The organism is Cobetia sp. LC6, from assembly GCF_030264805.1.
In the GTDB taxonomy this organism is placed as follows: Bacteria; Pseudomonadota; Gammaproteobacteria; order Pseudomonadales; family Halomonadaceae; genus Cobetia.
This window is the reverse complement of record NZ_JASSPL010000007.1, coordinates 144,630-165,641: the sequence shown is the minus strand read 5'-3', so window position 1 is coordinate 165,641 and position 21,012 is coordinate 144,630. Positions and strand designations below refer to the sequence as shown.

Genomic DNA, 21,012 nt, shown 5'->3' with positions numbered 1-21,012 from the left:
GCGCATGACCATCTCATCGATTTCCCCTTCAGCGCCGCCCGTGACAGGCGCTGCAGGCGACACCTTACATCGCCGCCTGCGCCCATGGCTGGCCGCTGTCCTGCTGACGCTGAGCGCCGCGTCTACCGGCCTGACAAGCCCCCCTGTGCAGGCCGCCGCCGCGATCCCCGAGCATGGGTTGTCGCCGGGGCTGCGTGACAGCCTGCGCGAGGCCTTGGCCGAGCCCGAGACCTTCGAGGACCCCATCGATGCTCTGCACTGGGTATTGAGCATGCAGCAGCGGCTGGAGCGCTACATGCCCGACCGCGCCGCGCGCATCGACCTGTTGCGCAAGGTGCGCCGCGAAGCGACGCGCACAGGCCTGGCACCGGAGCTGATCCTGTCCGTTATCCAGGTCGAGAGCGCCTTCAAACCCACCGCGGTCTCCCACGCCGGGGCGCGCGGCCTGATGCAGGTCATGCCCTTCTGGAAGCGTGAGATCGGCGAGCCCGGCGACAATCTGCTCGATCAGGACACCAGCCTGCGTTACGGCGCGACCATTCTTGCCCACTACCTCAAGCGCGAGAAAGGTGACATCACCGATGCGCTGGCGCGCTACAACGGCAGCCTCGGCAAGACCTGGTACCCGGAGCGAGTGATGCGAGCCTGGACAACCCGCTGGTGGTATCAGCCGCCGGCGCCCTTCGTCGCCGAGCGCTCGCCCGAAGGCCTGGTCGACACCGCCGACGAAGACCTTGCCAAAACCGCCAACGAAGGCGCGTCACGCCGCACCGAGGCCAGCAACACTGAGCCCGGCCTCGAGCAAAGTGGTGGTGTTGAGCAAGGTGAGGGTATCGAGCAACATACCGGCGCTGCGCAAGGCTCGGAGCCGCTCGCTGCCGAAGATACCTTCGACGGCCCTGCCAACCGCTCGCTGGCCGCCGGAGGCAGTCCCTGACAGCCCCCTGACAGGCCCGACAGCAGGTGATGACGGCAGCTGTTGACGAGAAAGGCAGCAGACACGAAAAAGCCTCGCCCGGAATACCGGACGAGGCTTCTTGCTTAACGCTTGCGATCAATCCCGTTGATCGTCAGACCAGGGTCGGGCCTGCCGCGATGATCGCCTCATCCACGCCGGCGAACTTCTTGAAGTTCTCGACGAACTTGGCTGACAGGTCACGTGCCTTGCTGTCGTAGGCGGCGCGGTCTTCCCAGGTCTCACGCGGGTCGAGCAGGCTGGAGTCGACGCCCGGCACGCGCACCGGCACATCCAGGTTGAGCACGTCGATGTGACGCGTCTCGATGTCCGCCAGAGCACCGTTCTGGATCGCGCTGATGATGCCGCGCGTGGTCGGGATGGAGAAGCGTGAGCCGCCCTCACCGTAGGAGCCACCGGTCCAGCCGGTATTGACCAGGTAGACGCGTGAACCGAAGGCCTCGATGCGCTTGATCAACAGGTCAGCGTATTCACGTGCCGGGCGCGGGAAGAACGGCGCGCCGAAGCAGGTGGAAAAGGTCGCTTCCAGACCAGCGGTGGAGCCCATCTCGGTGGAGCCGACCTTGGCGGTGTAGCCGGACAGGAAGTGGTAGGCAGCGGCCTGCTTGCTGAGCACGGACACCGGCGGCAGCACGCCGGACATGTCGCAGGTCAAGAAGACGATGGCATTCGGCTCGCCGGCACGGTTTTCCGGCACACGCTTCTCGATGTGCTCCAGCGGGTAGGCGGCACGCGAGTTCTGGCTCAGACGGTCATCACCGTAATCCGCGCCACGACGGTCATCCAGCACCACGTTTTCCAGCACGGCACCGAACTTGATCGCGCTCCAGATCACCGGCTCGTTCTTCTCGGAGAGGTCGATGCACTTGGCGTAGCAGCCGCCTTCGATGTTGAAGACGGTGCCTTCGCCCCAGCCATGCTCGTCATCACCGATCAGGTAACGCGCCGGGTCGGCGGACAGGGTGGTCTTGCCGGTGCCGGACAGGCCGAAGAACAGCGTGGTCTCGCCGTCGTCACCGACGTTGGCGGAGCAGTGCATCGGCAGCACGTCCTTTTCCGGCAGCAGGAAGTTCTGCACCGAGAACATGGCCTTCTTCATCTCACCGGCATAACGCATGCCCGCCAGCAGGACACGGCGACGCGCGAAGTTGATCAGCACGACGCCGTCGGAGTTGGTGCCATCACGCTCAGGCTCGCAGGTGAAGTGCGGCGCGTTGAGGATGGTCCATTCACTCTTGTCCTTGGCATTGAAGCTGTCCGGACGCACGAACATGGTACGCGCGAACAGGTTGTGCCAGGCCGTCTCGGTGGTCACGCGGATCGGCAGGTAGTGCTCGAGGTCAGCCCCGACATGCAGCTCGGAGACGAAGCTGTCGCGCTCGCCGAGATAATCCTCGACGCGCTCCCACAGGGCGTCGAAACGCTCCGGGCTGAACGGGCGATTGACGCTGCCCCAGTCGATGGCGTCCGAAGTGGACGGCTCGTCGACGATGAAGCGGTCGTTCGGGGAGCGTCCGCTACGGGCTCCCGTCTCCACGACCAGCGCGCCGTTGTCGGCCAGACGTCCTTCGCCGCGAGCCACTGCCAGCTCGATCAGCTCTGCGCTGCTGAGATTGGTGTGAGTGGTCACCGCACTGTCTTGATGCTTGCTCATTCGCGTCTCCGCGGCTCAGGGCCGCCCTCTCTCTTGATGGCTGAAGCCAGATGCCCGAGGTACATGCCACAGGCTTATTTTGTGATCGATCGTTGCTGCCCGATCGCGCATGACGGCATGCCATGACACCGTCGATACCACCAGCACAGGGCATCCGGCCCTGTGCTGGCAAGGCATTATGGCAAAAAGGGTGTCGGGCGGAAACGCCCATTGTTGCAACACCTTGGCGCAGGCACCGCCGCCTGACGGACGACGATATGTCAGACGATCATCGTCCCTGGGGCCAGTCGCCGGCGCGTTGGGAAAAGCTCAATGCACGACGGGACTTTCGGCGTCAGGATCTTCGATGATCGCTTCCACTTCCGCGGCACTGAAGGAATAGCGGGTATGACAGAAGTGACACTGGGTGGCCAGTTCGCCCTGCTCGGCGACGATCTGACGCAGCTCGTCGGCGGCGATACTGTGCAGGGCAGCGCCCAGACGCTCGCGCGAACAGGTGCAGCCGAAACGCAGCGCCTTGGGCTCATAGATGCGCACGGTTTCTTCGTGATAGAGACGATGCAGCACTTCCTGCTGGTCCAGCGCCAGCAGCTCCTCGGCCTTGAGGGTCTCGGCCAGGTGCACGACGCGCTCCCAGGCATCCGGGTCCTTGTTGGCCTCATCGTTGGGCAGCTGCTGCAGCATCACGCCGCCAGTGCGCTTGCCATCGGCCATCAGCCACAGGCGGGTCGGCAGCTGCTCTGACTGGCTGAAGTAACTCTCCAGACAGCCGGCGAGGCTGTCCTGATCGATGGCCACGATGCCCTGATAGCGCTTGCCTTCACGTGGGTCGAGGGTGATCACGATCTGCCCCTGGCCGACCAGCTCCTGCAGACTGGACTCTTCCGTCGGCAACACCGCTTCATCGCCGAGACGAGCGATGGCGCGCAGCTCACCGCCGGGGTTCGACTCGGCCATCAGCTGGCGCACGATACCGGTGCCGCGCACTTCCAGCGTCATGGTGCCATCGAGCTTGATGGTCTCGGTCAGCAGCGCCACGGCCGCCAGCATCTCGCCCAGCTGGCGCGAGATGGCCTGTGGGTAGGAGTGACGATCGAGCACCTCGGCGTAGGCCTTGTCGAGTGTGACGATCTCGCCACGCACGTTGGTGGCATCGAACAGGAAGCGCTGGATCTGATCGAAGCTCGGCGCGGCCGCATCGTCAGTGGAATGGGAATCTTGCATGTCGTGTTCGCTCATTGAGGGACCTCAAGGCAGGCGTGAAGGGAGAGCGCACAAGCGCCCCCATGTCAGGCCGCCAACAACGATGTGCTGACACACATCGGTATGGAAATTCTGCCGGTCGGTGCCAAGGCACCCGGCGGTGACTCGCGCTGGCTCAGCTATCGGCATCCTGACGCTGGAAGCGATGGATGTTGCGGCGCTGTTTCTTGTCAGGACGGCCGGGAGGCGGCGTCATGCCCTGATTGCCGAGGCGACGCGTCTCGGCCTCACGCTCACGGCGCTCGCGGGACTCCTGCGTCTCCTGATAGAGCTTCTGGGCCTCGGGCGCGCCACGGCGCTGGTCGCTGAGGGCCAGCACCTCGACGACAAGGCGATCCCAGCCCTGCGGCACCTCGATCACGGCGCCGATCTCGACGGTCTTGGAGGTTTTCACCTTGCCGCCGTTGTACTGGATCTTGCCGCCCTCGATGGCCTTCTTGGCCATGCCACGCGTCTTGAAGAAGCGCGCTGCCCACAACCACTTGTCGATACGTACCTGATCGCTCATGACGCCCCCTTGCCCTCCCCGTCGCTCGAGACTCCGGCATTGTCCACCTCGGGCCCCGCGCCTTGTGTCAGCACTGCAAAGCCGTCCAGGCCGTGCACACGTTCGAAATCACGCGCAGGGCGCTTCGAATCCGGCTGACGCACGCCCAGCAGATGGGCAATGCCATAGGTGTGGGCACTTTCCAGCACCTGCGGATTGTCATCGATGAACAGGGTACGCGCCGGATCGAAGGGCTCGATCTCGTTGAGCTTGCGCCAGAAGGCCTGCTCTTCCTTGGCGTGGCCCAGATCCGCGGACGACACCACGGCGTCGAAGTAGTCACCCATGCCGGTCAGCGCGAACTTGAGATCGATGCCATGACGGTCGGCGTTGGTCGCCAGCACCACGCGTTGCGGCTGATCGCGCAGCCAGGCGAGGAAGTCCTCGGCCTCATGGCGATAGCCGATCAGGTGCTGCACTTCACGCTTCAGGGCGACGACGTCGAGCTCGAGCTCACGGCTCCAGTAATCGAGGCTGTACCAGTTGAGCGTGCCGGACTCGCTGATGATGCGCGCCTTGAGATCGGCCTGCAGCGCCTCATCGAGTCGGTGCAGCTCGCAATAGCGCCTGGGCAGATGTTCGAGCCAGAAGTGGCTGTCGAAGTGAAGGTCAAGCAGAGTGCCGTCCATGTCCAACAGCACGGTGTCGATAGTGTTCCAGTCAAGCATCGGGTTCTGTCAGCCAGAGGGAAATTTGGCCACATAGTGTAAAGCATGGCCCACGGGCGCGCATGTGCAACAAGGGGGGATGGCGGCTTGTGATTGCCCCGCTCGCGGCGGCCTGCCACGATGAGCGACAGTATTCTCTCTTCTCATACTGCCTCGCGAGGACTTGCGATGGATGATGCGCCAGATACCGTTCACCCGACCATGAATCAATCAGACACCAGCCACACGCTGACGCCGCCGCGGATCGACTCACGCCGCGAGGTCGCTCGCTCGCGCCTGTTCGCCGTCGAGGCGCTGGAGTTGACCTTCTCCAATGGCGCCACCCGTAGCTTCGAGCGCCTCAAGAGCGGCGGTCACGGCGCGGTGATGATCGTCGCCATGCCCGACCCCGACCACGTGCTGATGATCCGCGAATATGCCGCTGGCCCTGAGCAATATGTGCTGACCCTGCCCAAGGGACTGATCGACCCGGGCGAGGACCCGGTGACCGCCGCCAATCGCGAATTGATGGAAGAATGCGGTTATGGCGCACACAACATCGAACCACTGGCCGAACTGAGCCTGGCGCCCAACTACATGGATCACCGCATGAACGTGATGCTGGCGCGCGATCTGTTCGAAAAGCGCCTGCCGGGCGATGAACCGGAACCGCTGGTCGTCGAGCGCCACCGCCTCGATGAGCTGCCGGCGCTGCTGGCACGTGAGGACTTCCACGAGGCGCGTGCGGTCGCGGCGCTGTTCATGGCCCGCGAACGCCTGCTGGCCGGGGAAGATACCTACAGCCCTCGCTGGTGGTAGGGACTTGCTGGCAAGCGCTGTTGGCAGGCATTGATGGCAAGCACTGGCAACAAGGCACTGGCCACAAGCGCCCAGCCCCCCTTCTTTCCTGCCCCCCACACCCTGCCTTGCATGCCCCCATACGACGACAAGCCCCCGCCAATGGCGGGGGCTAGTCGTTTCACTCGCGATGCGCTCAAGCGGGTCGTGCTGGCGACTCGTTCAGGCACCGCAAGATCCATTGCGGGTCTGACCTGGGACCAGACCGTCAAGACACGTTTATTCGGTCTTCATGCTGCCATCGGCGGTGTTGGACGAGCCGGATTCCGGGCTGACGCCCATGTGGTCTTCGCCCTTGTCCATGACCTTGCCGTGCTTGGCGGACTCGGACTGGGCCGTGCCACCTTCCACCATCATGGAATCCTTCTTGGTGTTGGCAGAACCACTCTCGGTGTTGCGTTCGGTATCATTATACACCTTGCCATCTTCATGACCCGCAGCGGTACCGCCCTCTACCTTGGTGGAGTGGGCGCCAGTGTTGGCGGAACCGGTGTTGCTGGACTCGTGGTGCTCGGCAAAGGCAGCAGTGGTCGGCAGTGCCAAGGCAGTCGCGAAAAGTGCAGCAGTCAGCTTCTTCATGATCCATCCTCCAGTAGCGGTCTGTTGCAAGAGACGAGCAGATGATTCGCTCGGCCGTTGCCGGTAAGCCTTCAAGAATCCCGAGACTGGGTGTCTCGAGTTCCAGGCTCCACAAGACGCTTCTACCAATCTCAACGACGTCTTGTGGTACTGCGTCAAATCTTTGCGGCGCATGTCTCAAACATCCTCTAGCGCGTCGGCTGCTTGTCGGAGCATTCTTGAAAAACGTCACCAGAGTTGTACTCGAGCCTGCTGGTGTCATTCTTGACGAAAGCGTCAATCTGCCGAGGCGTGTTGCGTCACATGCGCCCTGATGCCTAAAGATATGGAACTACAGGGCCTGACTTTCAAGCAGAGAAGGGAAAGAAAAATATCTTTTCTCCAGATTTCCTATACAAGAGTGAGATATCGACTCGCGTTTAATTAGCGCCCATATGGGCTTCTGGCCGCTCATCAGGCGGCTTTCCGCATGTCGATTTCCTGACGCCATGCGTCAAGTGGCGCAAGATGGCTTGCAGTATTTTACTCAACGAAACATTTTGTAACCCTACAGCTCCATGACATCGCCCATCTCTGCGGTCATCGCCAGTGGTCGCCACACCTCCCTCTGCAAGCACCGCTACCACCTGAATGACAGGAGACTCACATGCCAGACGTGCTGATCGGGGGACTCGCCGGACAGGGACCCAAGGGCCACATCACGCTAGCCGGGGCACTGGCCAATCGACACGGCCTGGTCGCCGGTGCGACAGGTACCGGCAAGACCGTCACGTTACAGGTGCTGGCAGAAGAGTTTTCGCGCATGGGAGTGCCGGTGTTCACCGCCGACGTCAAGGGTGACCTCTCCGGCATCGCCGCGGCGGGTAACCCGCATCCGCGCGTCGATGAACGCCTCGCCAGCCTCGGCATCAATGACTGGCAGCCTCAGGCCGCTCCCGTCAGGCTGTGGGATCTGTTCGGCAAGAGTGGGCATGCGGTGCGTGCCAGCGTGGCTTCCATGGGGCCTGAGCTGATGTCGACCCTGCTGGAATTGAACGACACCCAGAGTGGCCTGATGCACCTGGCCTTCGATCATGCCGAGCGTGAAGGGCTGGAGCTGATCGACCTCAAGGACCTGATCAGCCTGCTGAAGCATATCGAGCGTGAGCGCGAAAACTTCGAGGAGCGCTATGGCAGTGTCAGCCCCCAGAGCCTCGGTGCCATGCTGCGCCGGGTGCATGTGCTGGCCACCCAGGGCGGCGAGCGCTTCTTCGCCGAACCGGCGCTCGACATCAATGACATGCTGGCAACCACGGGCGAGGGAGAGCAGACACGCGGCTTCATCAATCTGCTCGATGGGCGTGAGCTGATGCAGAGCCCACGCCTCTATACCACCTTCCTGCTGTGGTTCCTGTCGACGCTCTTTCGCACCCTCCCTGAGCGCGGCGATGCCGATCGCCCGGTGCTGGTGTTCTTCTTCGACGAGGCCCACCTGCTGTTCGATGCCGCTCCCAAGGCATTGCTTGAGCGCCTCGAGCAGACGGTGCGCCTGATTCGCTCCAAGGGGGTCGGCGTCTACTTCGTGACCCAATCCCCCGCCGACATCCCCGATGACGTGCTCGGCCAGCTGGGCAATCGGATCCAACATGCCCTGCGCGCCTTCACTCCGCGCGACCAGAAGGCCGTCAAGACCGCTGCCGAGACTTTCCGCCCCAACCCTACCCTCGATACGGCTCAGGTGATCACGGAGCTGGGCGTGGGCGAGGCACTGGTCTCGGTGCTCGACAGCAAGGGCACGCCCACCCAGGTGGAGCGCACCTTGATCGCCCCACCGCGTGGACGGATCGGCCCGTTGAGTGACGGCGAGCGCGCAGCGCTGCTGGCAAGCTCATCATTGGCCGGTCGCTACGATGAGGTGATAGACCGTGAATCGGCTCACGAGCGTCTCGAGGCGCAACTGACGAGCTCGGCGATGGCCCAGGCTCGGCCGGAGGAGACGCCAGCGACAACGCCTGACACCACGCCGCCTGCTACAGAACGTGATGGAAGCGCTCAAGCCGCTGCCAGCGCTACCCGCCGCGACACCGAGCACACAAGTCCGGTGGCCGAAAGCGCCCCACACTCAGGCGGCAGACAGCGTCAGAGCGTCATGGAGACCCTGCTCAAGTCCGTGATGCGCGCCCTGGGGTCGCAGCTGGGTCGGTCACTGATTCGCAGTCTGCTGCGCTCCTTCACTCGCCGCTGAGGATCGCTCCTTTCAGTCTGAGACCACGCCTACAGCGTGACGCCACGCCAGCAGCCTGAAGCGCTCCTTGGCAAATAGAAGCTTTCCTTGGCAAGCAGCATCTCTCGAGACTGAGAGACTCACCCTTCACGAAAAGCAGGACATCACCCATGGGAATTTGACCATGGGTGATGTCCTGCTTTCGCTATCCAAGACTGCTGACATCATATCGTCGCGCAAACTTCATTCGCTCTCGGCAAGGAGACGCCATACTGATGATTGCTGCTTACCGGCAGCACACCATGACACACACGCGCTGCCACTACTCTCGGGGAGACTTGACGATGTGCATGAGCAATGAAGCATTGGAATTGTGGCTGAACGACAACTGGTTCTCGATCGAACTGGCGTTGGAAGCCATCGATATGGAAGCGACAGCGGAACCTCAGCTGGCAGAAGCCGCCTGAGCCAGGAGCGTTACGCATGACACCAGCGGGATCCTGCCTGCCCCCACCGGTGATACAAGGTGTGAAACGGCACAGGACACGGATGACAGGACAAGCGGCACACAGACTCTGCCACGCATGACGACGCATCATGGTGGGCAGAGAAAGAACTTGTCGGGGAGGCCGTCGATCAGCCATCGACCGGTCTCCCCGTTTCTTTTGTACCACCACCAGAGTCACGTCCCGGCGCGCCTCTGATCCAGTCGCACCTCAAAAGGCCCCGCCAGTCTTACGTGTATGAACAGTTGATTTCCTGCCCCGGCAAAACGCCCGTTCATCGCTCCCAACCGCCATACTCTTTCTTTGGTCATTCCCTCTCCCCGCAACATGCAAGATAAGGATGTCACATGCTGCCTACTCCGCCCGCGCGACCACCCTTCTCGGGGCACTCGAGTCCAGTTGATACCTCAGATCTCTCGCCACAGGCCGCCGCCGCGACTGTCTTCCTCAATGAGAATCTCGTTCCCGCCCAGCTGCAAGCGTTGTTTGCCCTGACACTCGCCCCTGCGGGAACCTTCAACGAACAGCTCAGAGAGTACCTGGTGACCGCTTGCCGCCTGCTGGGGATGACCACCGGCATCCTGGGTCACGCAGAGGCCAATCGCTATGAAATCATGGCGGCGGTCAATCCGCCGCCCGGCAAGGTCGAGGGCGCGATAGCACCGCTGAACGAGACCTACTGCAATGAAGTCGTTGAGCAGGCTGGCTGCATCGCCTACGCCAATATCGCGACCACGTCAGCACTCGAGGCGCATCCGGCCCTCAAATCGATGCCTTTCCAGAGCTATATCGCCGCCCCGGTATGGACCGAAGGCCGTCTGACCGGCACCGTCTGCTTCGGCGACAGCTCACCGCGCGCGGCAGATTTCAGCGCCAGCGATCGTGCACTGGTCGAGACACTGGCCAGCCTTCTGGGAGGCTTGATCGATCGCGAGAATGAGCGCAAGCGGCTTGCCAGTGAACTGAGCAACCTGCGCCTCGCCTACCAGGAGATGGAGCTGCTGTTCTCGCGCTGCCAGCTTCCGATGGCGATCATGGACTTCCATGGTCATTGGACACGTCTCAACCCAGCGCTGGCGCAGCTGCTGGGGACGGAGAGGAGTGAACTGCAGCGTGGCGCGCTGGAGGATGTCTCTCACCCTGCTGACATGCAGGCCTGTCAGGAGGCGCTTCTGGCCATGCAAGCCGGCGAGATCACCCACTTCGAGCAGCCGCATCGCTATCTGGGCAGACAGGGGCAGATCATCGAAGTCATGCTGCATCTGGATATCATCGACGGCCACTCCGGCGTCATTCTCAGCCAGCACCAGGACCTCAGCGAGCGACGCTCCCACGAGGAAAGCCTGGCCCGCATGCGGCACAAGCTGGCCAGCATGGCACCCTCGGGCCCGGCCGCGCCGTCGGTGCTGGACAAGCTGTTGCCCGCCGAGATCTTCGAGCAGCAGCTGGATGGCGAGATCGCGCGCAGTGCACGTCATGGGCAGCCACTGTCGATCCTGCTGCTCAACGTGGATGCCTTCACCGACTTCAATCGCCAGTACGGCCGCACCGCAGGAGACCGCGCACTGCAACAGGTCTCCACCATCCTGCGCAACGCGACACGCAAGAGCGACCTGCTCAGCCAGCGTGATGATGGCTCGCTGATTGCGGTGCTGGGCCAGACCGATTCCAGCGGCGCCATCATACTCGCCGAGCGCGTCCGCCATGCCACGGCAGAACTGCATGGTCTCGATGGGCCGGTCACCTGCAGCATCGGGCTGACCTGCTATCACCCGGCGCCCGATACGCTCACGCTGGCCAATCGACTCGAGCTCTGTGAGCGCGCCCAGCACGCACTCAAGAAAGCCAAACGCCAGGGACGCAATCGCGTGCGTTTCCTGGAGCTTGAGCCGGTCATCCCGACCGACACCTTCGCAAGCCCCCAGTCACCGTCCGGCTTCCCCTCGCCCGATCTGCCCTGAGTGGCGCCTTTCGTGTGTGCGGCCTGCCACGGATGCCCTTCAGACACATTCCCATCAACGACAACGGCCACCCCGAAGGATGGCCGTTGTCGTTTGACTCACTCAGTACTCACAAAGAAGACATACAGGAGTCACACAGGCTTGCGCGGTGTTTCAGTGCAGAGGCCTGCTCAGAGACCGAGTCAGATATCCGAGACCGACACTCAGTCCAGCTTGCTCAGGTCACGCACGGCGCCCTTGTCAGCGGAAGTCGCCAGCAAGGCATAGGCCTTGAGCGCGGCGGAGACGCGACGGTTGCGCTGGATGCTCGGCTTCCAGGCATCCTTGCCGCGGGCATCCATCGCTTCACGGCGCTCATGCAGCTCGCTGTCGCTCAGCTTGACGTTGATGGTGCGGTTCGGGATGTCGATCAGGATGGTGTCGCCATGCTCGACCAGACCGATGGCGCCGCCCGCCGCCGCTTCCGGAGACGCGTGGCCAATGGACAGGCCTGAGGTACCGCCGGAGAAACGACCGTCGGTGAGCAGCGCACACGCCTTGCCCAGCCCCTTGGACTTGAGATAGGAAGTCGGGTAGAGCATTTCCTGCATGCCCGGACCGCCCTTCGGCCCTTCGTAGCGGATGATCACGACGTCGCCTTCCTTGACCTTGTCGGCCAGGATGTCTTCCACCGCCTGATCCTGTGACTCACAGACGTAGGCACGGCCTTCGAAGACCAGGATGGAGTCATCGACGCCAGCGGTCTTCACCACGCAACCATCGAGTGCGATGTTGCCGTACAGCACGGCCAGGCCGCCCTGGGTGGAGAAGCAATGGTCGTAGTCGCGGATACAGCCCTGGGCGCGATCACCATCCAGGCTCGGCCAGCGCGCGCTCTGCGAGAAGGCGGTCTGGGTCGGGATACCACCCGGGCCGGCGCGATAGAACTCGATGACTTCATCAGTGGGCGAACGCATGATGTCCCACTCTTCCAGCGCCGCAGACAGCGAGTCGCCATAGACGGTCGGCACTGAGGTATCCAGCACGCCGGCACGGTCCAGCTCGCCCAGAATCCCCATGATGCCGCCGGCACGATGGACATCCTCGATGTGATATTTCTGGGTGTTCGGCGCCACCTTGCACATCTGCGGCACGCTGCGGGACAGCTTGTCGATGTCGGACATGGTGAAGTCGACACCGGCTTCCTGAGCGGCAGCCAGCAGGTGCAGGATGGTGTTGGTCGAGCCACCCATGGCGATATCCAGCGTCATCGCGTTGGCGAAGGCGGCGCGGGAGCCGATGGCACGCGGCAACAGATGCTCTTCGTTGCCTTCGTAGTAACGGCGCGCCAGCTCGACGATGCGATGCCCGGCGTTCTCGAACAGGCGACGACGATCGGAGTGCGTGGCCAGCACGGTGCCGTTGCCCGGCAACGCCAGACCCAGTGCTTCCATCAGGCAATTCATGGAGTTGGCCGTGAACATGCCCGAGCAGCTGCCGCAGGTCGGGCAGGCGCTGCGCTCGATCTCGGCGACCGTCTCGTCGTCAACGCTGTCATCGGCGGCGATGACCATGGCATCGACCAGATCGAGGCCGTGATCCAGCAGCTTGGTCTTGCCGGCTTCCATCGGGCCGCCGGAGACGAAGATGACCGGGATGTTGAGGCGCATTGCAGCCATCAGCATCCCCGGGGTGATCTTGTCACAGTTGGAGATGCACACCAGCGCATCCGCACAGTGGGCATTCACCATGTATTCGACGCTGTCGGCGATCAGGTCACGCGACGGCAGGGAATACAACATGCCGTCGTGGCCCATGGCGATGCCATCATCGACCGCGATGGTGTTGAATTCCTTGGCGACGCCGCCGGCCTTCTCGATCTCGCGCGCGACCAGCTGCCCCATGTCCTTGAGGTGGACGTGGCCCGGCACGAACTGGGTGAAGGAGTTGGCAACGGCGATGATCGGCTTCTGGAAGTCGCCATCTTTCATGCCGGTGGCGCGCCACAGGGCGCGAGCGCCGGCCATGTTACGACCTGCAGTGGTCGTACGGGAGCGATACTCTGGCATGGTGTCCTCGTCAAGATGCTTGGCCGCTCTCCTGCGCGAAGAGGGACTGATTCATGGAATTGCGCCTGACAGGGTCAGATAATTGACACAGCTCTTTCTGCGCAATCCTCTGCAGAATCACTCCGCACGGGAGCGGCTTCTGTTTTGGTCAGGCGGCGCCCCGCTCGGGGTACGCACACCTGGTGTCCAGAGGAGACGCGTGCCTCTTGGGTCAACGCTGTCTACCTGGGGTCAATTCTGTCATGTCCCGGCCCTGCTTGCCTACCAGATAGCACCGCCCACGCCATCAGCAGCCCAGAAAGATGCCGACAAGCGCCAAAAGCGTTGAATGAAGCGGCCTCTAGCGTGGGCCTGCGGCGGGAGGCGCTGATTACACTGAAGGACGACACATCAGGCAATGCCAGACACTCACAAGGAACAGGAGTCACCCATGGCCGGAAAATTCGTCATCACACGGGGCAAGGACAGCAAGTTCTACTTTGCGCTGAAGGCAGGCAACGGCGAGAAGATCCTGCAAAGTCAGGGCTATGCCGACAAGCGCGGCTGCCTGAACGGCGTGGAGTCCGTGCGCAAGAATGCCGTCGAGGAAAAACGCTTCACCCGTGAAGTCGCCAAGGACGGACGTTTCTATTTCACGCTGCTGGCCGCCAACAGCCAGCAGATCGGTCGCAGTCAGATGTACAAGTCGGAATCCGGCCGCGACAACGGCATCGCCAGCGTCGGGCGCAATGCCGCCGAGGCGGCCGTCCTCGAGCAACTCGACACCGCCTGAGCACGAGCTAGCCAGCCCCTTTCTCGATCGCCCTCCCGATCGCTCTTCCAATCGCTCTCTCGGAATCGACAGCCAATCGACAGACCCAAGCAGAGGAAGAGGAAAGTGCTGCAGGAAAAAAGCACGCCAAGAAGAAAGTACAGGCAGCAGAAAGCACAGTAACGACAGAAGCCCCGCCAATCGGCGGGGCTTCTGTCGTCCTGCGGCTGACTTAGGCGCTGGTCGAGCTCAGCATCTGGCGCTCAGGGCCTGGCGATCAGCGCCTGTCACTCACGCCTCGCCGCTGATCACACACCACTCAATGACGCTGGGCGCTGTCACTGTCGAAGACCACACGCGAGACATCCGCGTAGCGCGCCGCGAAGTGCACGATCATGCCTTCCTTCAGGTATTCCGGCAGCTCATCATAATCGCGCTGGTTGGCCTGCGGCAGAATCAGCTCGTAGATATCACTGCGCCGCGCGGCAATCACCTTCTCGCGGATACCGCCCACTGGCAGCACCTGGCCGGTCAAGGTCAGCTCACCGGTCATCGCCAGCCCCTTGCGCGGGGCCTGACGCTTGGCCAACGACATCAATGCCGTGGTCATGGTCACCCCGGCGCTGGGGCCATCCTTGGGCGTCGCGCCCTCAGGCACGTGCAGGTGAATGAAAGACTCGTTGAAGAAGTCGGCCTCGGCATCGTAGGCTTCGAGGTTGGCCAGGGTGTAGGAGTAGGCGATGTTGGCCGACTCCTGCATCACGTCGCCCAGCTTGCCGGTCAGCTTCAGGCCACGTGTCAGGCCATGCACCCGGGTGGCTTCGATGGGCAGAGTCGCACCGCCCATGCTGGTCCAGGCAAGCCCGGTCACCACGCCTTCGCCGGCCAGGACCTTCTCACGACGGAAGATCGGCGCACCGAGGAATTCCTCGAGATTCTTGACCGAGACCTTCACGGTCGGCAGCTCCTCTTCCAGCAACTTCACCGCCGCCTTGCGCACGATGCGGTGCAGTTGTTTCTCCAGCTGGCGCACGCCGGCCTCACGCGCATAGCCCTCGATGACCTGACGCAGCGCGGCATCACTCAGATTGATGCGCTTCCTGGGAATGTTGTCGCGGGTCAGCAGTTTCGGCCACAGGTGGTGCTTGGCGATCGCCATCTTCTCCTCGGCGATGTAGCCGGAGAGGCGAATCTGCTCCATGCGGTCCAGCAGCGGGCCGGGGATGCTGTCCAGCGTGTTGGCGGTGCACACGAACAGCACCTTGGAGAGATCGAGACGCACATCGAGATAGTGATCGAGGAAGTCGACGTTCTGCTCCGGGTCCAGCACCTCGAGCAGCGCCGAGGCCGGATCGCCCTGGAAGGACTGCCCCAGCTTGTCGATCTCATCGAGCATGATCACCGGGTTCTCGACCTTGACCTCCTTGAGCGCCTGCACCAGCTTGCCGGGCATGGCGCCCACGTAGGTGCGGCGATGCCCCTTGATCTCGGACTCGTCTCGCATCCCGCCGATCGAGAAGCGATAGAACTCGCGCCCCAGCGCCTGGGCGATGGAGCGACCGATGGAGGTCTTGCCGACACCGGGCGGGCCGACCAGCAGCAGAATCGAGCCGCCGACATCCCCCTTGAAGGTGCCCTCGGCCAGAAACTCGACGATACGTGACTTCACATCATCGAGCCCATCGTGATCACGATTGAGCACGGTGCGCGCGTGGGCCAGGTTGAGCTGATCGGTGGAGGTGATGCCCCATGGCAGCGAGGTCAGCCAGTCAAGATAGTTGCGTGTGGTGCCGTATTCCGGCGAGCCGGTCTCCAGCACCGACAGCTTGTCGAGCTCGTCATCGATGCGCGACTGGACACGCTCCGGCACCTTGAGCTCGTCGAGACGGCCACGGAAGGTATCGACGTCGTTCTCGCGATCATCCTTGGAGATACCCAGTTCACGCTGGATGACCTTGAGCTGTTCACGCAGGAAGAATTCGCGCTGATGCTTCTCCATCTGCGCGTTGACCTGCTGGGAGATCTCGGTCTGCAGCTGTGCGACCTCGATTTCCTTGCGCAGCAGGGGCAGCACCTTCTGCATGCGCTCCATCACCGGCAGCGACTCCAGCACTTCCTGCAGCTCAGCGCCCTTGGCCGAGGTGATGGCGGCGGCGAAGTCGGTCAGCGGGCCCGGTTCATGCGGGCTGAAGCGATTGAGGTACTGCTTGAGCTCCTCACCGTACAGCGGGTTGATCGGTAGCAGCTCCTTGATGCCGTTGATCATCGCCATCGCATAGGCGCGGGCCTCGTCGCTCTCGGCATCGACCGGTTCGCGCGGATAGGTGACCTCGACCAGATAGGGAGGCTTGCGCGACAGCCAGCGCGTGATGCGGAAGCGACGCAGCCCCTGGGCGATGAACTGCACCTGATCAGCGCCGTCTTCGGGCTTGTGGACGCGCACGGCGGAACCGATCTCGGGGAAATGCTCGACCCCCAGCTCATCCACCTCGACATCGCCGACGAAGGCCAGACCGACAGCATGATGCGGCGTGTTGCCGACCAGCTGCATGGTCTCGGCCCAACGCTGCTTGTTGATCACCAGCGGCTGGACCTGGGCCGGGAAGAACGGGCGATTGTGGATCGGCAGCAGGTAGATACGCTCCGGCAGCTGGTCGCCACTCGGCACCAACCCACCCGAGGAGGAGGAAGGCTCTTGTGACTGGCTGTCATCCTCGAAGCCGGCAAGAATATCGTCGTTATCGGAAATCTCTTCGTGACGTGGCATGCAACCCTCATGAAACCAGGCCTCGGTTGAGGCGATCATCTCCACCAATGCGGCCAGTGAGCCATTTTATCAAGGCAGGCTGGCTGCGCCGCAGGCGCAACACTGCGTGATCAGGGTGGCACCTGATGCGCCCCCGGAAACGACAATGCCCACCATGAGGCGGGCATTGTCGTTTCCAGCATACTGCGCGGCGCTGACGTCACTGAGCGCTCGTGACACCGCGCCTCGCCTCTCCCCTCAGTAGATCGGGGTGCCGTTGATCCTCACGCTGTCACCATCGATCTCGACCACGAGGTTGCGGTCGGCGGCCTGCGGAGAGACCCCTGCCATCATGGCCATCATCGGCGGCACGTTGCGGAACTCGAAGCGCCCGCTCAGACGATTCAGGAAGGCCCGCTGACCCGGGACGGTCTGCAGCTCCTGGATGGTCAGGTCAGTGATGTCGGCACCATCGAGAATCATCTGGCCATCACCCTGCATGTCGACACCGAACGCATCGCTCTTGGCATTCAGCGATTCCAGCGTCAGGCGTGGAGAGGTGCTCAGCATGGTGAACAGCGGCGCTTCGACCTTCTCGAGCATGGCGACCTGCTGCGCTTCGCTCAGCTCCTCGAACGGCTTGCCCGCTTCTTCCAGCAAGCCCTGAAGCTGGGTGATGAAGTCATAGACGGCCGCGCCCTGCAGACGATCGATCGAGATGGACACATCACCGCTGGCCATCTGCTGATCACCCGCGCTGACATCCTCTACCGACAGCTTCATCAGATAGCGCAGCTCGGTCGGGTCCAGACGCGTTTCACCGCTGTAACGGATATCGCTGGCGACCACTGGCGGCTGACCGGTGCCGTTGTCGATGGTGAGGGTGTCCAGCACGATCTTGTCGTCCTGGCGGAAGTCATTGTCCGCCCCGCGATAGATGCCATTGAGGCTCAGGGTACCGATGCTGACCTTCTCGGCACCATTGGTGATATCGAACGGCGTGATCTCGCCATCCACGGTGATTTCCGGGGTATCACCGCCATCGTGGGAAGCCAGCAGCTCGCCGCCCTGGAAGTCGATGCGCGTGCCGCTCTCCGGGTCCTGCCAGTCGAAGGCCGGCAAGGTCAGGGTGGTGTCGCTGGCGCCACTGAAGTTGTCGACGCTGCCATCGAAGGCGATCGCCTTGCCATCGCCGAGCACTTCGGCGAAGACATCGCGTGACGGCGTACCGTACAGCACCTTGACGTTGCCCTGCATGCTGGTCGACAGCAGGCCGTGGCCAGCTTCATAGGGCAATACGATGCGCATGGGGCCTTCACCGTCGCCGGTGGCGAGCTCCATCTCTACCCGGCCCGTGGAGCCGAACCAGCCGCTATCGACCTCTTCACGGGTCGCCTTGATGTCGGAGCTCCTGTCGAGCTCTGCCACCATGCGGGCCATTTCATCTTCAAAACGCTGGCTTGAGTAAGCCACGCCGCCGACATAGCCGGCTGCCCCGATGACGACCACTGCCGTCGCGGTTACCAGTCCCTTGCCCATCGCATTGACCCTTGTCCGTTATTGAAGCATCACACCGTCTGCGCGGTGCCTCTTGTCACATCTGCTTCCATCAGTGAAACACGTGCGTGAGCCTCGCTGCCAAGACAGCGAGACGTCAGTGCAACCACAGCCACAGATGCATCGTCGACCAGGCATAGATACCGGCGAAGACATCATCCAGCATGATGCCGAAGCCGCCGGCAACCCGGCGGTCGGCCCAGCGAATCGGCCATGGCTTGAGAATATCGAAGACCCGGAAGACCACGAAGCCCCATAGCGCTGCCTGCCAAGAGAATGGCACGGCGGCCATTGTGATCCAATAGCCGACGAATTCGTCCCAGACGATCCCGGAGTGATCATGCACGCCGAGATCGCGCGAAGTGCGATCACAGATCCAGATCCCGACCAGCGACGCGACCAGCACGATGGCCAGATACGGCCAAAGCGTGAGGTTGGTCATCAGCCAGTAGAACGGGATTGCCGCCAGGGTACCGAAGGTGCCCGGAGCAAAGGGCGCGGTACCACTGCCCAGCCCGAAGGCCAGGAAGTGCACGGGGCGCCGCCAGACACTGGCGGGTGCCCGATTCATGGTGCCACCCCGTTCGCGTTGCGCGGTAACGCATCATCGCAGGAGCCGTCTGTCCCAGAGACCTGTGTGGCAGAGGACTGAGTGACGGAGGTTTGCGAGGCAGAGGCTTGCGAGGCAGAGAAATGCTGCCAGCTCTGGCCCGTAGCTGCCTGCTCAATGCCCTTTTCCATCAGCAGCACACGCGGCGCATCGCTGCCCGGCGCCTGCATGCGCCCGATGACATTCAAGGGCAGGTTGAGCGAGCGCAGGGCGAGCCTGGCCGTCTCGAGGTTCTCTTCAGGCAGCGTGAGCAACAGCTCGTAATCGTCGCCGCCATTGAGGACCGCCTCGCGAGCCCCCTGCTCGCCCAGCGCAGTGATCAGCTCCGGCGCCAGTGGCAGTTCGCCAAGCTCCAGCGCAGCCGACAGCTGACTGGCGCGACAGATGTGTGCCAGGTCACCCATCACGCCATCGGAGACATCCAGGCCCGCACTGGCCAGCTCACGTAGTGCCAGCCCCGCATCGACCCGCGGTTCTGGTCGCAGGTAGGACGCCAGGCAAGGATTCAGCACATCGCGGACGCCCTCCTGCCAGGCCTTGAGACCGGCATGCGCCAACCCCGGCAGGCCGGTGACCGCGATGAGATCGCCCTCACGGGCGCCGTCACGCCGCAGGATCGGGCGGGCCACGCTGTCGGCCTGCTGGGCAGGCTCGAGCACGCACGGCAGCTCGCCATGCACGGTGATCGTGATGGAGAGCGGGCCGCGCGTGACGTCGCCGCCGACCAGCGCGATGCCGTAGCGATCCGCCAGCGCGTGGAAACCGGCCGCAAAACCATGCAGCCAGTCTTCATCCACGTCCGGCAACGTCAGCGCCAGCAACGCCCAGCGCGGGGTCGCACCCATCGCCGCCAGATCGGACAGATTGACGGCCAGGGCACGATGGCCAATGGACGCCGCAGGCGCATCCGGCGGGAAGTGCACCCCCGCCACCGAGGTATCGACACTGACCGCCATCTGCATGCCATCACTGGCGGCAAGAAGTGCACAGTCGTCACCCGGCCCCAGCAACACGCCCGGTGCCCCGGACAGATCGCGCTGGAAGTAGCGGGCAATCAGCTCGAATTCACCTGGCATGTCAGCGCAGGCGGGCCTGGGTCACCTCGGCGCTACGCAGCTTGACTGCCAGCTTGTCGAGGATCCCGTTGACGTACTTGTGCCCGTCGGTGGCTCCGAAGGTCTTGGCCAGCTCGACCCCTTCGTTGATCGCCACGCGATACGGCACTTCCATGCGCTTGGACAGCTCGTAGGCGCCCAGACGCAGGATGGCCAGCTCGATCTCGTCGAGATCCTGCAGGCGACGGTCGAGCAGCGGGCTGATGCTGGCATCCAGTTCTTTCTGGAAGCGAGGCACGTTGTGCAGCAGCTCGTGGAACAGGGCCTGGTCGGCGATACGCATCACCTCGACCCAGTTCTCATGCAGCTCGACATCATCGTCGATCTTTTGACCACGGAACTCGGCTTCGATGGTGGTCATGTTCTTGCCAGTCATCTGCCACTGGTAGATGCCCTGCACGGCCAGCTCGCGAGCGGCGCGACGCGCCTGCTGCTGCTTGGACGGCTCGCGCTCGGTACGTTCATTGCGTTCGCTCACGCGTCACCTCCCATGGCCTTGAGCAGGGAGACCATTTCCATCGCCGCCATGGCCGCTTCGGTACCCTTGTTGCCGGCCTTGGTGCCGGCACGCTCGATGGCCTGCTCGATGGAATTCACCGTCAGCACGCCATTGGCGACCGGGGTGTCGAATTCGAGCTGCAGACGCGACAGCGCGGAGTTGCACTCACCGGCGACGTATTCGAAGTGCGGCGTACCACCGCGGATCACCGCACCCAGCGTGATGACGGCGTGCGGCTTGACTTTGGCCAGCACGGCCTTGACGGCCAGCGGAATTTCCCAGGCACCCGGCACGTGGATCAGGTCGATGTTTTCCTCATCGACGCCGTGGCGTACGAGAGAATCGACCGCGCCTTCCACCAGGCTGTCGACGACATGGTGGTTGAAACGCCCGACGACGATGACGTAACGGCCATCGACATTGGTGAAAGTGCCTTCGAGTTGAGCAATCGGTTGCATGGTCAGTCCACAATGCTAGCGCCCCGGAGAACCG

The 21,012-nt window shown here is 62.9% G+C and carries 17 protein-coding genes; 5 read left to right on the top strand and 12 right to left on the bottom strand.

Going from position 1 to position 21,012, the window contains the following annotated elements:
• The first annotated feature begins 4 nt into the window (after positions 1–4).
• Positions 5–937 carry a lytic transglycosylase domain-containing protein gene (locus QQF40_RS17105; RefSeq protein ID WP_352230735.1) on the top strand — a complete coding sequence of 311 codons (933 nt, stop codon included), beginning with the start codon at positions 5–7 and terminating at the stop codon, positions 935–937.
• Between the two features lie 133 nt (positions 938–1,070).
• Here the strand turns inward: QQF40_RS17105 and QQF40_RS10435 are convergent, their stop codons facing one another.
• The 4 genes from QQF40_RS10435 to yrfG all read right to left on the bottom strand — a co-directional run bounded on the left by QQF40_RS10435 (position 1,071) and on the right by yrfG (position 5,108).
• On the bottom strand, positions 1,071–2,630 hold the full coding sequence (locus tag QQF40_RS10435; RefSeq protein ID WP_285461258.1) for a phosphoenolpyruvate carboxykinase: 1,560 nt from the start codon (positions 2,628–2,630) through the stop codon (positions 1,071–1,073).
• Between the two features lie 309 nt (positions 2,631–2,939).
• Entirely contained in the window at positions 2,940–3,854 is a 915-nt protein-coding gene (gene hslO / locus QQF40_RS10430) for an Hsp33 family molecular chaperone HslO (RefSeq protein WP_175088555.1), read from the bottom strand.
• A 154-nt stretch (positions 3,855–4,008) separates the two neighbouring features.
• Positions 4,009–4,401, bottom strand: coding sequence for an RNA-binding S4 domain-containing protein (locus QQF40_RS10425; RefSeq protein ID WP_175088554.1), 393 nt, complete (start codon positions 4,399–4,401; stop codon positions 4,009–4,011).
• Entirely contained in the window at positions 4,398–5,108 is a 711-nt protein-coding gene (gene yrfG, locus QQF40_RS10420) for a GMP/IMP nucleotidase (protein WP_285461257.1), read from the bottom strand. The genes QQF40_RS10425 and yrfG overlap by 4 nt, the downstream gene beginning before the upstream one ends.
• 201 nt (positions 5,109–5,309) lie before the next feature.
• Here yrfG and nudE point away from each other — a divergent pair, with 201 nt between their 5' ends.
• Entirely contained in the window at positions 5,310–5,906 is a 597-nt protein-coding gene (nudE, locus tag QQF40_RS10415; RefSeq protein ID WP_175088672.1) for an ADP compounds hydrolase NudE, read from the top strand.
• 258 nt (positions 5,907–6,164) lie between these two features.
• Here the strand turns inward: nudE and QQF40_RS10410 are convergent, their stop codons facing one another.
• Entirely contained in the window at positions 6,165–6,524 is a 360-nt protein-coding gene (locus QQF40_RS10410) for a hypothetical protein (RefSeq protein ID WP_175088552.1), read from the bottom strand.
• Positions 6,525–7,170: 646 nt separating this feature from the next.
• On the opposite strand from QQF40_RS10410, the gene QQF40_RS10405 reads away from it, so the two are divergent.
• Both QQF40_RS10405 and QQF40_RS10400 read left to right on the top strand, forming a co-directional pair.
• Positions 7,171–8,748 carry a helicase HerA-like domain-containing protein gene (locus QQF40_RS10405; protein WP_285461256.1) on the top strand — a complete coding sequence of 526 codons (1,578 nt, stop codon included), beginning with the start codon at positions 7,171–7,173 and terminating at the stop codon, positions 8,746–8,748.
• An 832-nt stretch (positions 8,749–9,580) separates the two neighbouring features.
• The gene (locus tag QQF40_RS10400) at positions 9,581–11,194 is read left to right on the top strand and encodes a diguanylate cyclase domain-containing protein (RefSeq protein WP_285461255.1); all 1,614 of its coding nucleotides are present in this window, start codon (positions 9,581–9,583) and stop codon (positions 11,192–11,194) included.
• Between the two features lie 203 nt (positions 11,195–11,397).
• On the opposite strand, the gene ilvD is transcribed toward QQF40_RS10400, so the two are convergent.
• Positions 11,398–13,242: a dihydroxy-acid dehydratase gene (gene ilvD / locus QQF40_RS10395; RefSeq protein WP_175088549.1), complete on the bottom strand. Its 1,845-nt coding sequence runs from the start codon at positions 13,240–13,242 to the stop codon at positions 11,398–11,400.
• A 430-nt stretch (positions 13,243–13,672) separates the two neighbouring features.
• Between ilvD and QQF40_RS10390 the strand changes: the two genes are divergently transcribed.
• Positions 13,673–14,014 (top strand): YegP family protein, encoded by a 342-nt coding sequence (locus tag QQF40_RS10390; RefSeq protein WP_043331370.1) that lies wholly within the window; start codon positions 13,673–13,675, stop codon positions 14,012–14,014.
• A gap of 298 nt (positions 14,015–14,312) precedes the next feature.
• Here the strand turns inward: QQF40_RS10390 and lon are convergent, their stop codons facing one another.
• The 6 genes from lon to ribH form a co-directional block, all read right to left on the bottom strand.
• Complete coding sequence (gene lon / locus QQF40_RS10385) at positions 14,313–16,760, bottom strand: endopeptidase La (RefSeq protein WP_175088548.1); 2,448 nt, start codon at positions 16,758–16,760, stop codon at positions 14,313–14,315.
• A gap of 237 nt (positions 16,761–16,997) precedes the next feature.
• Complete coding sequence (locus QQF40_RS10380; protein ID WP_175088547.1) at positions 16,998–18,278, bottom strand: DUF945 family protein; 1,281 nt, start codon at positions 18,276–18,278, stop codon at positions 16,998–17,000.
• Positions 18,279–18,393: 115 nt separating this feature from the next.
• The gene (locus QQF40_RS10375; protein WP_043331372.1) at positions 18,394–18,867 is read right to left on the bottom strand and encodes a phosphatidylglycerophosphatase A family protein; all 474 of its coding nucleotides are present in this window, start codon (positions 18,865–18,867) and stop codon (positions 18,394–18,396) included.
• A complete protein-coding gene (gene thiL / locus QQF40_RS10370) occupies positions 18,864–19,982 on the bottom strand; it encodes a thiamine-phosphate kinase (protein WP_285461254.1) in 1,119 nt (372 codons plus the stop codon). Before thiL ends, QQF40_RS10375 begins: the two co-directional genes overlap by 4 nt.
• Before the next feature lies 1 nt (position 19,983).
• The gene (gene nusB / locus QQF40_RS10365; RefSeq protein ID WP_175088545.1) at positions 19,984–20,499 is read right to left on the bottom strand and encodes a transcription antitermination factor NusB; all 516 of its coding nucleotides are present in this window, start codon (positions 20,497–20,499) and stop codon (positions 19,984–19,986) included.
• Positions 20,496–20,978, bottom strand: coding sequence for a 6,7-dimethyl-8-ribityllumazine synthase (gene ribH / locus QQF40_RS10360; protein ID WP_043331374.1), 483 nt, complete (start codon positions 20,976–20,978; stop codon positions 20,496–20,498). Before ribH ends, nusB begins: the two co-directional genes overlap by 4 nt.
• Between the last annotated feature and the right edge of the window lie 34 nt (positions 20,979–21,012).

What these genes read in the sequence shown, in the direction of transcription:
- QQF40_RS17105 (WP_352230735.1), top strand. Translation starts at nt 5, where the DNA reads ATGACCATCTCATCGATTTCCCCTTCAGCGCCGCCCGTGACAGGCGCT.
- QQF40_RS10435 (WP_285461258.1), bottom strand. Translation starts at nt 2,630, where the DNA reads ATGAGCAAGCATCAAGACAGTGCGGTGACCACTCACACCAATCTCAGC.
- hslO (WP_175088555.1), bottom strand. Translation starts at nt 3,854, where the DNA reads ATGCAAGATTCCCATTCCACTGACGATGCGGCCGCGCCGAGCTTCGAT.
- QQF40_RS10425 (WP_175088554.1), bottom strand. Translation starts at nt 4,401, where the DNA reads ATGAGCGATCAGGTACGTATCGACAAGTGGTTGTGGGCAGCGCGCTTC.
- yrfG (WP_285461257.1), bottom strand. Translation starts at nt 5,108, where the DNA reads ATGCTTGACTGGAACACTATCGACACCGTGCTGTTGGACATGGACGGC.
- nudE (WP_175088672.1), top strand. Translation starts at nt 5,310, where the DNA reads ATGAATCAATCAGACACCAGCCACACGCTGACGCCGCCGCGGATCGAC.
- QQF40_RS10410 (WP_175088552.1), bottom strand. Translation starts at nt 6,524, where the DNA reads ATGAAGAAGCTGACTGCTGCACTTTTCGCGACTGCCTTGGCACTGCCG.
- QQF40_RS10405 (WP_285461256.1), top strand. Translation starts at nt 7,171, where the DNA reads ATGCCAGACGTGCTGATCGGGGGACTCGCCGGACAGGGACCCAAGGGC.
- QQF40_RS10400 (WP_285461255.1), top strand. Translation starts at nt 9,581, where the DNA reads ATGCTGCCTACTCCGCCCGCGCGACCACCCTTCTCGGGGCACTCGAGT.
- ilvD (WP_175088549.1), bottom strand. Translation starts at nt 13,242, where the DNA reads ATGCCAGAGTATCGCTCCCGTACGACCACTGCAGGTCGTAACATGGCC.
- QQF40_RS10390 (WP_043331370.1), top strand. Translation starts at nt 13,673, where the DNA reads ATGGCCGGAAAATTCGTCATCACACGGGGCAAGGACAGCAAGTTCTAC.
- lon (WP_175088548.1), bottom strand. Translation starts at nt 16,760, where the DNA reads ATGCCACGTCACGAAGAGATTTCCGATAACGACGATATTCTTGCCGGC.
- QQF40_RS10380 (WP_175088547.1), bottom strand. Translation starts at nt 18,278, where the DNA reads ATGGGCAAGGGACTGGTAACCGCGACGGCAGTGGTCGTCATCGGGGCA.
- QQF40_RS10375 (WP_043331372.1), bottom strand. Translation starts at nt 18,867, where the DNA reads ATGAATCGGGCACCCGCCAGTGTCTGGCGGCGCCCCGTGCACTTCCTG.
- thiL (WP_285461254.1), bottom strand. Translation starts at nt 19,982, where the DNA reads ATGCCAGGTGAATTCGAGCTGATTGCCCGCTACTTCCAGCGCGATCTG.
- ribH (WP_043331374.1), bottom strand. Translation starts at nt 20,978, where the DNA reads ATGCAACCGATTGCTCAACTCGAAGGCACTTTCACCAATGTCGATGGC.